Annotated in this window: 14 protein-coding genes; 9 read left to right on the forward strand and 5 right to left on the reverse strand. The window is 43.7% G+C overall.

Features of this window, described 5'->3' with window-relative positions; translation table 11 throughout:
* The first annotated feature begins 12 nt into the window (after positions 1–12).
* The 3 genes from cmk to Q0C15_RS05425 all read left to right on the forward strand — a co-directional run bounded on the left by cmk (position 13) and on the right by Q0C15_RS05425 (position 2,253).
* Positions 13–576: a (d)CMP kinase gene (gene cmk / locus Q0C15_RS05415; RefSeq protein WP_297217128.1), complete on the forward strand. Its 564-nt coding sequence runs from the start codon at positions 13–15 to the stop codon at positions 574–576.
* A 41-nt stretch (positions 577–617) separates the two neighbouring features.
* Entirely contained in the window at positions 618–1,721 is a 1,104-nt protein-coding gene (locus Q0C15_RS05420) for an RNA-guided pseudouridylation complex pseudouridine synthase subunit Cbf5 (RefSeq protein WP_297217130.1), read from the forward strand.
* A 97-nt stretch (positions 1,722–1,818) separates the two neighbouring features.
* Positions 1,819–2,253, forward strand: a complete 435-nt coding sequence (locus tag Q0C15_RS05425; RefSeq protein WP_297217188.1) for a ribosomal biogenesis protein — start codon at positions 1,819–1,821, stop codon at positions 2,251–2,253.
* 2 nt (positions 2,254–2,255) lie between these two features.
* Here Q0C15_RS05425 and purF read toward each other — a convergent pair whose 3' ends face one another.
* From purF to Q0C15_RS05440, 3 genes are read right to left on the reverse strand one after another with little or no spacing between them, the layout of a single operon-like run.
* Complete coding sequence (gene purF / locus Q0C15_RS05430) at positions 2,256–3,680, reverse strand: amidophosphoribosyltransferase (protein WP_110642318.1); 1,425 nt, start codon at positions 3,678–3,680, stop codon at positions 2,256–2,258.
* Positions 3,628–3,792, reverse strand: coding sequence for a 50S ribosomal protein L37e (locus Q0C15_RS05435; protein ID WP_010901648.1), 165 nt, complete (start codon positions 3,790–3,792; stop codon positions 3,628–3,630). The genes purF and Q0C15_RS05435 overlap by 53 nt, the downstream gene beginning before the upstream one ends.
* Positions 3,789–4,040: an LSM domain-containing protein gene (locus Q0C15_RS05440; RefSeq protein WP_110642316.1), complete on the reverse strand. Its 252-nt coding sequence runs from the start codon at positions 4,038–4,040 to the stop codon at positions 3,789–3,791. The genes Q0C15_RS05435 and Q0C15_RS05440 overlap by 4 nt, the downstream gene beginning before the upstream one ends.
* Positions 4,041–4,193: 153 nt before the next feature.
* On the opposite strand from Q0C15_RS05440, the gene Q0C15_RS05445 reads away from it, so the two are divergent.
* Positions 4,194–5,027: an SDR family oxidoreductase gene (locus Q0C15_RS05445; RefSeq protein ID WP_297217135.1), complete on the forward strand. Its 834-nt coding sequence runs from the start codon at positions 4,194–4,196 to the stop codon at positions 5,025–5,027.
* A 126-nt stretch (positions 5,028–5,153) separates the two neighbouring features.
* Here the strand turns inward: Q0C15_RS05445 and Q0C15_RS05450 are convergent, their stop codons facing one another.
* Positions 5,154–5,612 (reverse strand): DUF1940 domain-containing protein, encoded by a 459-nt coding sequence (locus Q0C15_RS05450; protein WP_110642312.1) that lies wholly within the window; start codon positions 5,610–5,612, stop codon positions 5,154–5,156.
* Positions 5,613–5,706: 94 nt separating this feature from the next.
* Between Q0C15_RS05450 and Q0C15_RS05455 the strand changes: the two genes are divergently transcribed.
* The 4 genes from Q0C15_RS05455 (at position 5,707) to Q0C15_RS05470 (ending at position 10,850) form a co-directional block, all read left to right on the forward strand.
* Positions 5,707–6,606: an EF-Tu/IF-2/RF-3 family GTPase gene (locus Q0C15_RS05455; protein ID WP_110642310.1), complete on the forward strand. Its 900-nt coding sequence runs from the start codon at positions 5,707–5,709 to the stop codon at positions 6,604–6,606.
* A gap of 161 nt (positions 6,607–6,767) precedes the next feature.
* Complete coding sequence (locus Q0C15_RS05460) at positions 6,768–7,478, forward strand: hypothetical protein (RefSeq protein WP_110642308.1); 711 nt, start codon at positions 6,768–6,770, stop codon at positions 7,476–7,478.
* Between the two features lie 131 nt (positions 7,479–7,609).
* Positions 7,610–8,944, forward strand: coding sequence for a hypothetical protein (locus tag Q0C15_RS05465; protein WP_297217140.1), 1,335 nt, complete (start codon positions 7,610–7,612; stop codon positions 8,942–8,944).
* Positions 8,928–10,850: a 4Fe-4S binding protein gene (locus Q0C15_RS05470; protein ID WP_297217142.1), complete on the forward strand. Its 1,923-nt coding sequence runs from the start codon at positions 8,928–8,930 to the stop codon at positions 10,848–10,850. Before Q0C15_RS05465 ends, Q0C15_RS05470 begins: the two co-directional genes overlap by 17 nt.
* Before the next feature lie 20 nt (positions 10,851–10,870).
* On the opposite strand, the gene Q0C15_RS05475 is transcribed toward Q0C15_RS05470, so the two are convergent.
* On the reverse strand, positions 10,871–11,530 hold the full coding sequence (locus tag Q0C15_RS05475; protein ID WP_297217144.1) for an enoyl-CoA hydratase/isomerase family protein: 660 nt from the start codon (positions 11,528–11,530) through the stop codon (positions 10,871–10,873).
* 55 nt (positions 11,531–11,585) lie between these two features.
* Between Q0C15_RS05475 and Q0C15_RS05480 the strand changes: the two genes are divergently transcribed.
* Positions 11,586–12,118 (forward strand): helix-turn-helix domain-containing protein (locus Q0C15_RS05480; RefSeq protein WP_297217146.1); only part of this gene is annotated, 533 nt, incomplete at its 3' end.

A 12,118-nucleotide genomic window follows, 5' to 3' on the forward strand; every position in this document is an offset into this window, starting at 1 on the left:
TCAGTGACGCAGATGAGGATAACAATTGCCGGAAAGATAGGCAGCGGAAAATCAACTGTGAGCAAGGAACTCTCAAAGATAACCGGTTATACTGTATACTCATCTGGAACATTTTTCAGAGAAACTGCAAGGAAGATGGGCATGAGCATAGAGGACTTCAATATTTATTCAGAAACGCATCCTGAGGCCGATTACTATACTGATGAGACTCAGAAGGCCTTCATGATGCAGAACGATAACATAATTGTGGAAGGGCGTCTTGCAGGCTGGATATCATATATGAACGGTATAACAGCGTTCAGGGTATTTCTCTATGCAACCTATTACACAAGGCTTGTACGCTTTGCTGGAAGAGAAAATATAGACATAGACAGCGCCAGAAGCCTCATGGATAAGCGGGAAAGATCTGAGAAAGAGAGATACAAGAAGCTATACGGTATAGACATAGACGATCTATCGATATACGATATAGTGGTGAACACCGAATTTATGAAGCCTGATGAAATAGCGGTTCATATAGCAAATAGGATAGATGAGATGTCAAGAAAGGAGATATTTACTCCAAGGTTAAGCTGATCATCATCCTAACTTAAATACATAGGTAAGATAAGCAGGCGATGTCTTTGGATTTTTCTAGGATCAATGGTTTCATAGTTATCGATAAGCCGCAGGGCCCAACTAGTCATCAGGTTGATTACTGGGTTAGGGATCTGATGGGAATAGAGAAGGTTGCTCATATAGGAACGCTGGATCCAAATGTCACCGGAGTATTAACCATGGCCATAGGAAAAGCAGTACGGCTTGTGGATGTGGTGCATGAAAGCCCAAAGGAGTATGTGGGCGTGATGCGTTTCTATGAGGACATAACCGAAGATGAGGTAAAATCCTATTTCAGAAAATTTACTGGTAAGATATACCAGCTTCCACCCGTCAGAAGCGCAGTTGCGAGAAATCTGAGGGTGAAGACGATATACTCCCTTGATCTGCTGGAAAAGAAGGATAAGATAGTACTCTTTCATGTCAAATGCGAGTCTGGAACCTATATACGTACTCTGTGCACCGACATAGGGTATGTTTCAGGCAAAGGAGGACAGATGGTCGATCTGCGCAGAATATCCACAGGGCCCTTTACAGAGGACAACTGCATAACTCTGCAGGATCTATCGGCCATGGTCGATCTCGCCAGGAACGGCGATGACGTGGCTCTACGCGATCATATTCTGGATATGACCTATGCCTTCAGGGATCATCCCAAGATAGTGGTAAAGAGGAGCGCGATGAAGAATATAGCACATGGTTCAGATCTATATGCTGGAGGCATAAAGATAATCAATGGAAAATTCAGGAAGGGAGATCGTGTGGCTGTCATCTCCGAGGACAATGAACTGGTTGGAACCGGCATAGCGATGTGTAGCTCTGACAACATCTTTATGAAAGTAGTGGATTTCGATCATATATTCCTGGAGGCTGACGATGGAAAGAATAATGTGGTACGGCAGCGGGAAGAGGCTGTTCAAAGATCTGGATCAGGATTACATAAGGATATTCAAAGAACTGAGAGAGGGAAAAATACCAGAACTGAACGGGACAGGGGAGAAGCCAGATCTGAGAAGGCTGCTGATAGAGTATGGAAAGGAAAGGATAAGGGAAGAGTTCACCCCAGACCAGGCACTGATAAAGGTAGCTTCTATAAGAAACGCTCTGGACGAGATAATAAATAAATATTATGAGAAGTGCCTTCCATTCTCCATACCATACCGGATAAACACATCGGGAGATCCCTGCCAATTCTTCAGGAACGGATCATCGATCGATGATATATCCACCATATTCAGGAAGGGATCGGATCTCTGCGATTTCAGATCCCAGATCGATGACAGCATCAGGTTGAGAATAAGGGAGATTATGCCTAATACGACGGATCTTGTGGGCCCCAAGTTGGCTATGGATCTTCTTGAGAGATCACGCGGTCTGAAGCGTCTTGCCTTCATGCCGAGCAGTTCAATACAGATGCTTGGAGCAGAGAAAGCACTGTTTCAGGCCCTCGGCCATGGAAGGAAGAATCCAAAGTATGGGGTTATATTCAAATTTCCAGGTCTGTCGGCCATAAACCCAAAGGCGAGGGGGAGAATAGCAAGGATCATAGCCAATAAGGTTGCTATAGCTGCCAGATCGGATCTGCTTGGAACACGGATAGACACAAAATCGATACGCGAGAAGATCGAGGATGAGATAAAAAAGGCGAAGAAATGAATCTAATATTGCGTGATCTTTTCTGCTATCTTCTTTGAGATATCTATTGGATATATGCCTGTTAAGCATCCAAGGCAGAGATGGTTTTCATCCAAACCTATGGCTTTTTTCAGTCCATCGATTGAGAGGAATGCCAAGGAATCTGCTCCTATCTCCCTGTTTATTTCCTCGTCAGTCTTTCCGCGAGCTATGAACTGATCCTTTGTCTTCATATCAACTCCGAAATAGCAAGGCGCAACGATGTGAGGTGAACCTATGCGAACATGAACCTCTCTGGCGCCATACTTCCTCATCAGGCTGACTATGAACCGCATGGTGTTGCCCCTCACTATGCTGTCATCAACCAGCACAACCTTCTTTCCGCTTATGACCTCTCTCACAGGATTCAGCTTCAACCTGACAGCGGACTTTCTGTCGCTTTGCGTCGGCATTATGAACGTCCTCTCGGAGTACCTGTTCTTCATAAGGCCCTCAGCATAAGGGATGCCTGACTGCATGGAATAGCCTATGGCCTGTGATCTTCCAGAATCTGGAACAGGAATTACGAGATCGGCCTGCACCGGGCTTTCCTCAGCAAGCATCATCCCCATCTTCACTCTGGCCATGTACACATTTATTCCGTCTATGGTACTGTCTGGCCTCGAGAAATAGACATATTCGAACATACAGTGCGCTCTTTTCTCTCCGCTATGCAGCGCTATTGTCTTCGGGCCATCTTCGGTGAGCTCTACAACCTCTCCAGGTTCAACATTTCTTATCAGCGTACCCTCAAGAGCGTCGATCGCGCAGCTCTCACTGGCAATTATGTAGCCGTCGGAGTTCTTTCCTATGACAAGGGGCCTTATTCCATTGGGATCTCGCATGGCAAAGAGTCTGTCGTTTATTCCAACTGCGCACGCGTAGGCGCCTCGCAGCGTGTTCATTGATACCTCGAAGCCCTGCTTCAGTCCGTATTTTGATATGTTTCTTGACAGTTCTGCTAGGAGAACTTCTGTATCAGAATCACTCTGGAAATTGACACCTTCCCTTTTCATCTCATCTTTGAGCTCTTCCGCATTGACTATCTCTCCATTGTGAGATAATGAGATGAACCCAACCTGGGAGTTTATCACAAATGGACCGGCGTCTGTCACATCCTTGGAACCTGCGGTCGAATATCTTGTGTGCCCAACACCCACCTTGCCCTGAATGTTATCCATTGAAGGATTGAAAACATCGGTTACTAAACCTCGACCTTTTTTAAGTACAGTTCTCTTTCCATCAAAAACGGCCATACCGGCGGATTCCTGACCTCTATGCTGCAATGTACGAAGCGCAGTTATTATGGGATCATAGGCATTTATCCTGCCCTTGAACCCAACAACTGCACAGTCTTCACTTGGCTTTTGCCCATCTATAGGATCTGATCCTTGGGGCAGGGAATCCACAGTGAGAGCACCTCTTGGTTCTTACATTATACGTGTGGTGACCACACCTTCTGCATCTTATGTGCGTTTTCTTATTATTTATCTTACCCATTACGGCTGTTCCATTGCTCATGAACCATCACCTTTTGAAGGAGAGACGAATATTACGTTGTCGCCTCTGACCAGAACACGATCGTACACACCCTTGTTTTCGCCATTTATGATCTCACTGGCATTGAGAAGAACGATGTTCATATAGACATCGTATCCATCAAGTATCCCTGAGTATTCTCTATTTCCTTTAACATCTATTAATACGTTCCTGGAAAGCGCTGATTTCAATACATCCATTGGTTTAACATTCGTTGGTGTCTTAGGCATTGCAATTCGGCATTGAATTGTTAGTTTATATATAACGTTATTCGTTTCTGGCTTCACCAATCGCCATATATTCTCATGCATTGTGCAAAAGTGCAAGCGCTTTAACCTAAGATGGCTACGTCAGTTTTTAATAGGTTAAAAAAATACAAGAATGTGAAGATAATAGTATTCGGTGGTTCTGGATTTCTTGGTAGTCATCTGGTTAATAAACTGGATGCCGATGAGATAGCATACTTCTCGCTTGATAAGGGCAATTCCATCACCAGAGAGAATGCGGTATGGATCAAGGGCGACGTCACGGATTATGCCAAGGTCGCCGAGGCTGTGAAAGATGCTGACATAGCAATGTTTGCCGTGGAAGACTGGAATGCAGATGAGAAGAGAAATCGCGAAGTCCTGCTTGGAGGAATTAAGAATGTCGTCAACGCTGTTAAGGCGAACAATACTGATCAGAAGGTTGTTTCATTTTCAATAATAAACCAGCCATCGTATCCTCTTGAATTCTTCAGAACGAAGAGGCTTGTCGAAGATAATACGCGCGTTTTGAAGAACGGTCTTGTGATAAGGCTGTCATTTCTCTTTGGCGAAGGGGATCATTTCACCGACAGATTCAGGAAATTATCGGATAAGGTCAGTCATCTTTCACCGGAAGGCAACTTAGCACCAGTGTATGTTGACGACGTGGTTACGGTTGTAAATTCCATCCTGAAGCGTGAAGGTGTTTACGATATATGCAGTAACGATAATCTGCCGCTATTGAAGATACTAAACTACATCAGAAAGATGAATGGAAAGAAGGAGATAGGAGAGACCAAGTTGGAAAAATCTATATCGTCTGTAATTGAAACAGGCCTGTTCTCAGAGTATGAAGCGCACCTGCTCTTTCAGGACTATTACAGGGAAACGAACATACTCGATAGGTACGTCAAGGATCCGTTGTCCTACCTTGATTTCCTGCGCGGGATATCAGTAGCACATACCACATGATCGATCATTGGCCGCATAATTTGATGGATAATCAGATCCATTTTTGAGACCATTGAGAATATACGTGTATTTTCACTTCATTTTTGTTTCTTAGAATCTAATTTAAGTTCTGAACATGGAATTGAATCAAAGCCTTACGTCCCCAAGCGATTCTCTCAGAATGACGAAGCCAGCCTTCATTAGTTTTGATATGACATCGTCTTTTACGATGTCTCTGAATTCATTCGATTCTTTTAGTTTGCAGAGCCAGTATACAGCACTGTCTATGGATCTTCTGGCTAGGAACATGTACATTGACCACTTGTTTCCATTGTTTGCCTTTTCCTTGAGATCATACCAGTCCTCATCGGTGAAATTCAGCCTCTTCTCCTGGAAGTCATTGAGCCTTGATTCCGGATCTGCAAGCGAATTGTATATGGTATCCACCATATCCAGTATTTCTCTGGTCTCCGTTACCTTGATCCCCTCAGATATGGCTAGACCAAGGAATGCTTCAGCAGCCTCTATTTCGCTTCTGAATTTGAAGTAAACGTGATCCACAGGCAATTCAGAATCTGTGACAGGGCAATATCTCTTGATCTCCATATTTTCGCAGTTTGATTTCCAATATAAATTAAAATATTTCTTAGCTTCTGAAGTAAATGGATATTTTAATCTAAACATATGGCATAGGGGTTATATGTATCATTTCAACGTATTTGCCTATGGTGTTGAGGATATACTCCGTGAGATCTCAAAGAAGGGGACGGAGAGCGATATAAGACTTTACAATCGAAAGGAAGAGGACGGAGTCATGACGTTCATAGAACCGATAAAATATCCAGATAAGATCTCCTCACTAACCGATTCCATATACCCAACGGACATCTTTATCATCAACGGGGACAATCTGGACAAGTACTTTGCGGAGACGGTCATCGCTCTTGATCTGTTCGGCAAGAGAAGAGGTATAATAGTTGCACAGGAGGATAAGCAGAACACCATAAGGAAGCTCCTGAAGGATACTCAGCTTCAGCCCGAGTTCTTTTCTGGCAGGCCCATGGAGATAATAGATAAGATAAAGGCCATAAACATAGAAAGAAGTGATCAGGGATCCCTGGTGGTCATCGATCACTACTTCAAGGTTAAGAGCGTTGGCACTGTTGTTCTTGGCTTTGTTCTATCCGGAAAGATAAAAAAGCATCAGGATCTCTATCTCTCGGAGATAAACAGGCAAGTTCAGATAAGATCAATACAGGTCAACGATGTTGATTTCGAAGAAGCCGAGGCAGGCACCAGGGTAGGCCTTGCCCTGAAGAACGTTGAGGTCGAGGAACTGTCAAGGGGGATGTTCCTCTCAGATAAGCCCTTTGAATACACCAATCAGGTTGAAGACAATGTTGTATTTCACAAATCACTAAAGGGGAAGGATACGCTCTCTGATCCTTACATATCGGATCTGATGAATTTTGTCAAATGCAATGCGGAAGGAGATTCGTACACCACAAGGTTGAAGATACCGATCATAAAGGATTCGCTTATACTTGCCGATCAGAACGGCTTTCCGCGTGTCGTGGGATACAGCAAGATCAGAAGATAATCCATGATCTATGATCTTCTACTTTTACCTATGTGGTGGGCATAATGCCCGTTATTCTGACTTTTTCTTAATTCTCTCATAGATGGTCTCTTAACAGCATTAACCTAAAATGTTAGCTTTCACGGTTAAATAGCGAATCATAATTTTAATAACGATAACAGATGGATGATAAGGTATTCTATGCATTGGTAACAGCGGTAGTCGTGATAGGTGGTATAGGCATAGGCGTTGCCTATTCCTACACAACAAGCCATCCAGTTTCGGTTCCATCAACAGGCCCGTACTATCTTACGATGGTGATAACGCCATCCAATCCCTATGTCTATAACAAAACCTATGAACACAATCAACCCTCCTACTTCATACTGGCAGCCAACAATTCGCTTGAATCTGCTGCAAACATAGTGTTGCCGGCTCACAGGGAGATAGTACTCACAATAATAGATTACGATTCTGGTCCTACCCCGAATATCGGAAACACTAGCACCTCAAACACAACGATCTTCACCAAAGTTATAGGTACGGTGGGCGGAGTTGAATATCAGTACAATACCACGACTTCACTTGCGAGCTACAAAGACAACAACACCAGCCTGCTTAAGCCAGTTGTGATAAGTCAGGTAAACTGGTATGGAAATGCATCAGGAGGATACAATATAACGCACACATTCACCATACTCAACAGTGGTCAAGTCATCGTTAACATACCAACATTTGGTGGTACCACAACACTGGCATACCTCTACCTCAACAACACCGGCACATACACGTGGCAGTGTTATGTCCCGTGCGGCCTCTCAGCTGTTAACGGAGGCTGGAGCGGGGCCATGACCACAGTTGGCTGGATGACCGGTACCGTGGTAGTCGATTAAGCATGCAAAATAGATCAATTTTTATATTTCAATTATCCTCTATATTATTATTTTTTCTGGCATTCGCCATATTCTACAACAGGTATATTTTCATAACGAGCGATTCGCTTTATCTTTCATTTCTGATCCTCTTGATACCGGCGATCCTTTTTCTATCCACAGAGGCTCTATCAAAATTCTTCAATTCAATAGCCATATACACAGAAACTTTTTACATGTTCTTTCTGGTTGCAATCCTGTTCTCTTTTTACAGATATCCTATGTTCTGGATTCTGCTGCTTTCTGCCGTGCCTGCAGCCGTCTCATACTGGAAGATGCTCGATGGATCTGAGGGCATTCTGATCAGGCTACCGGCATTCATAGGCACAATGATATTCATGATATACCTTGGTGGCCTGATCTCTATACCGTTGCCGACTCAGGCTCCGGTGATAATTGAATCGGATGTCAGCGTTTTTAAGGGTCTAGGTATGATACCACTTGGTCTTGATATAGACGGAGTGTTCATACTATCCCAGAATCTGGACATACTCATAAGTCCATTCATAGAGATCGTTTTCTTTGCGGTGGCCTCGCTCGTATCCGAAAACTATTACCAGATAATATCGTACTCCTCCCGCCACGGTAACACCATTGGATCGGCACTGTCTGGTCTGACAAGTGCCTTCAGCTGCCAGTGTGAGAGCTTTATATCGCTTCTACCGGCTGTTGCCGCGCTGATAATAGATGTGATACTTATCCCCGTTCTGTTTCTGAGTCTTACCCTTCTCATTCTCACCTACATCTTTGTGTCCAGATACTACAAATCAGGAAGACGCATAAGGAAATTTTTTGTGATTCCAAACAGAGGATCATATATTCACACGCTGATGCTGGTTGCTGGATCAGTGTTGCTTCCAGTCATTCTTGAATACTTAGTTTCACTTGGGCTGGAGAAGAATTTCATATTTTTCTTTATGGGTGGCATGGCCATGGTTCTCTCAGGCTTCATCTTCATTCTTATGGTTCTGTACTTTATTGATTTCAGTTTCCGCTCCCTGCTGGTTGGTTCGATGCTGTCTCTATCAGGGCTCGCCCTTTCATATGTATGGTTTCTACCTTCATTAACATACAAAGCGTACTCTGTTCCGGCTTATTATGCACTCATGATGATCACTGGATATCTGTCCGGTATCGCAATAGGATCAGGCTATCATGTTATGCCGGATAGAATGAAGTACACATATTTGGAATATGTCACCGTAATTTTCAACGTTATACCTCTGATTATCTTCTATATGTCAGCGATCCTTGAGATACACGTATGGAAATTCATGCCCATACTTGATCAGGTATGGTTCAGTCTTGCGCTATGGATCTCCATGCTTCCGCTGATGTGGTATACAACGCATCTTTCACTCAACAGCTTCGCTGGATCCGATGCTTTTATTGCAAAACAGGTGATCGCCCATGAACATCCTGATTGATCTGGGCATAGAGCTTTCGATGTCTCTCTTCTTCTTCTATCTATTTTACAGGATGGCGAAGAAGACCACAAGCGGTGTCCTCGAAATATTCCTGGAAGCAATGATGCTGTCCATGTTCGCCGGCCTCACAATATATTATCAGTGGCCGATAACATTCTTAACAGCCTCCGCAGCTGTTGATTCACCCATGGTCATCATGGGGGTCGCAGCCGTATGGGCCTATTCTAAAAGATATTCCACCATAACCCTCACAAGATACCCCGCATTCATAACTCTTCTGATCGCTAACGAGGTTCTTATGGCGTACTTTCTTATGATCGTAACGTACCCGAATCTCTCCGGATACGGATCCTTCTATGTTCTTTCCCACGCCATAAGCAGTTATCTCTTCGTTCTGTCCATGGAGATAGAGATGATCCTTTCCATAATTTTCCTTGAAACGGATCGGATCAAGAGGATAATCTTTTCTGGCATCGCGTTCTCAGGCATGTTCAATCCATTCATACTGCCTGGCAGAATCTTTCCCATTTACGGAACAGTGTATATCGCCATTATCATGGTCGTATTCATGGCCATACTCTTCGAATTCATCGCCCTAAAATTCGATACGATGAATCATTTCAGAATCACTATAATAACGATCTTTTTCGGGCTCATGGCGTTTTCATCCTTAGGCCTGTTTCTGTCCCTTATATTGAATTCCCACATCTTCCTGATTATTTTCGGCATTTCAATGCTTGCGCAGATGGCATTCTATTTCCATTATCTCTTTGCCCCGGATAAAAGCAAAGGCAGCATTGGCTGGTCCAACAACAGATACCATATGTTCTATGTGCTTTTGTTCTCGTTCGTTGCCGAGTGGTTCATTTCCGCTACTCTTGACTCCATCCTTGGAGGGGTTCATGGTGTTCAGGCATTCCTGAACTCATTCGGCACTGGCACCGGTGCCGGAATAGTTCAGTCTATATTCAACGTTATACTCATCTTCGGTTCTGTTACAAATTCATACGTATTTCTAATAATAATGGGAATCGAAATGGCTTCACTGGTCATCATACGCATCGGCAGGCTAAGATGGAGAGAGAAGAGATGGAATTTGACATTCGCACTGATAGCGTATGCTCTGTACACCGTTTATTTTCCCAATTTTGTCGATCCCAAATATTATGAGACGATCCCACTCTGGGGTAATATTGGCAGTCTTGGTCCAGTATATCCTGACATACTGGCCGCTCTCATAGGCAGCTACGCGCTCTATGCTGTTCTTGCGCTTTTGTTTGGAAGAAGGAGCTACTGCAGCACCCTATGTCCTTCTGCGGTCATGTATGGCGGTACGCTAGGACAGGCCATGATAAAGTACAATTATTCTGCTCCCGCCAGCAGGAAACATATAGGCAGCAAGTTCAAGGAGTCGCTGTACCCCGTCATCGGATCTTCATGGATATTGATACTCATAGCAGCTTATCTCTCATATCTCTCAAGCACAGGTTCGCATAACTTCGATCTGTTTGGAGTGGACCCAGCAATTCTTTATTCAGTGGCTGTATGGAACGTCTTGTGGTACGTATTCTTCATGAGCATACCAATTGTGGGCATGAGTCCATGCAGGAGATACGGCTGGTGCACCACAGGAACATTCGTTGGGTTTTTCAGTAAAATTGGATTTTTCAGGCTCAAGGTACATGATCCATCCCAGTGCGTCAGATGCGAAACGAAGGCCTGCGTCACTGCATGCGAAGTTGGGGCTGGGGATCTGGCCGGGCAGTTCATAAAGCAGGGCTATTTCAAGAGTTCTAAGTGTGTTGGTTCAGGATCGTGCGTACTCGCATGCCCATACGATAACATCTACTTTTATGATGTAAGAAATGCCATGCATGACTTCATAAAGAAATTCAGGAAAAAGTAGAATTTTTTCATGTTGATATTTCAGGATCTGCTGAGGTAATTTTCATAATAGTACAGCTTCTCTAGATTTATGAGTTCAGTTATGTCGTGATATCTCTGTCTCCTTCTTATGGAGTAATTTGTATCATGATCCTTCTTGATGATCTCCTTTGAGGTTTCAAGAAGATTTTCGTGTCTCAGCACGGTGTCAACATTTATACCTTCCAATGGTCCTGATATTTCTGTCTTCTTCATCCTTAGTGAAGTGAAAGAACCTCCTATCTTGAATTCGTAACCCTGATCGAATCCGACCTTTATATCATCTGCAGCTATTATTCTATCGGCAAGAAGCGCAATCTCATAGCCTTCATCCACAGCGTCTCCATTAAGTATGGCGAAAACTGGTTTCTGAAAGGAATAGATCATCGAGATGAGTGACGAAGAGGACTGCATCATCCTGTAAATTTCCCTATTGGTGATGCTGCTGATCAAAAGCTTTTTGGCAAATATGTTATTCATACCAGTCAGCGCTATTGAATGCACGCTCTCATCCATGGCTGCTATGCCAAAGGCTGCGATCATCTCATCAAGCGTGTTTAGATCAAAATTCCCCTTCGTGTCGCTTCTGATAACGATCAGACCGATTCCTTCCTCCTGCCAGAATGAAATACTCTTATATCCTCTCACCCTGATATCATTCATCTTATCTGATTCCTAATGGCAATACTTATATTTGATGGATGCCTAACATGTTAGATTGAAAGCAAACAGTCCATCGATAGAAGCTATTATAGAAGTGGAGAGGGAAGACTGCTGGGTCACGAATCTTGTCCTGGATAGGGATCCCAAAGCTGTGATAGAGAGGCTTCGCATAGGCGAAAACACAACGATACACCTAGTAAAGCCGTCTATAGATCGACGTACGCTCTTCAATGAGATAAAAAAATATCCTGGTTATGTCCTGAAGGCAAACCTGAGCGGCAAAGATTCCATATGGGCTGAGGGAAAAAGCTGTTCGTCCTGCCGCATCCTTGAATCGTTTAATCTGATGGTGATGGGTGGAAAATCCATAGGTTTTGATAAGGTCAGATACAGGATAATCGCCCCTACAAAAGCCGAATTCAATCGGGCGCTCAAAAAATTGAAGGATGAAGAGCTGAACGCTGTTGTTATCACGACGAACGAGTACTCAAAGAATGATCTCACGCCCAGAGAAAGGGAGGTTATAATGAGCGCCCTTAAGCTTGGATATTTTTATATCGATAGGCAGATCTCCATGAAGGATCTGGC

Source organism: Thermoplasma sp. (genome assembly GCF_023256435.1).
In the GTDB taxonomy this organism is placed as follows: domain Archaea; phylum Thermoplasmatota; class Thermoplasmata; order Thermoplasmatales; family Thermoplasmataceae; genus Thermoplasma.

Excerpts from the sequence above, each read along its gene's own strand:
- Q0C15_RS05420 (WP_297217130.1), top strand. The coding sequence starts at position 618 with ATGTCTTTGGATTTTTCTAGGATCAATGGTTTCATAGTTATCGATAAG.
- Q0C15_RS05455 (WP_110642310.1), top strand. The coding sequence starts at position 5,707 with ATGTATCATTTCAACGTATTTGCCTATGGTGTTGAGGATATACTCCGT.
- cmk (WP_297217128.1), top strand. The coding sequence starts at position 13 with ATGAGGATAACAATTGCCGGAAAGATAGGCAGCGGAAAATCAACTGTG.
- Q0C15_RS05440 (WP_110642316.1), bottom strand. The coding sequence starts at position 4,040 with ATGCCTAAGACACCAACGAATGTTAAACCAATGGATGTATTGAAATCA.
- Q0C15_RS05460 (WP_110642308.1), top strand. The coding sequence starts at position 6,768 with ATGGATGATAAGGTATTCTATGCATTGGTAACAGCGGTAGTCGTGATA.
- Q0C15_RS05470 (WP_297217142.1), top strand. The coding sequence starts at position 8,928 with ATGAACATCCTGATTGATCTGGGCATAGAGCTTTCGATGTCTCTCTTC.
- Q0C15_RS05450 (WP_110642312.1), bottom strand. The coding sequence starts at position 5,612 with ATGGAGATCAAGAGATATTGCCCTGTCACAGATTCTGAATTGCCTGTG.
- Q0C15_RS05435 (WP_010901648.1), bottom strand. The coding sequence starts at position 3,792 with ATGAGCAATGGAACAGCCGTAATGGGTAAGATAAATAATAAGAAAACG.
- Q0C15_RS05475 (WP_297217144.1), bottom strand. The coding sequence starts at position 11,530 with ATGAATGATATCAGGGTGAGAGGATATAAGAGTATTTCATTCTGGCAG.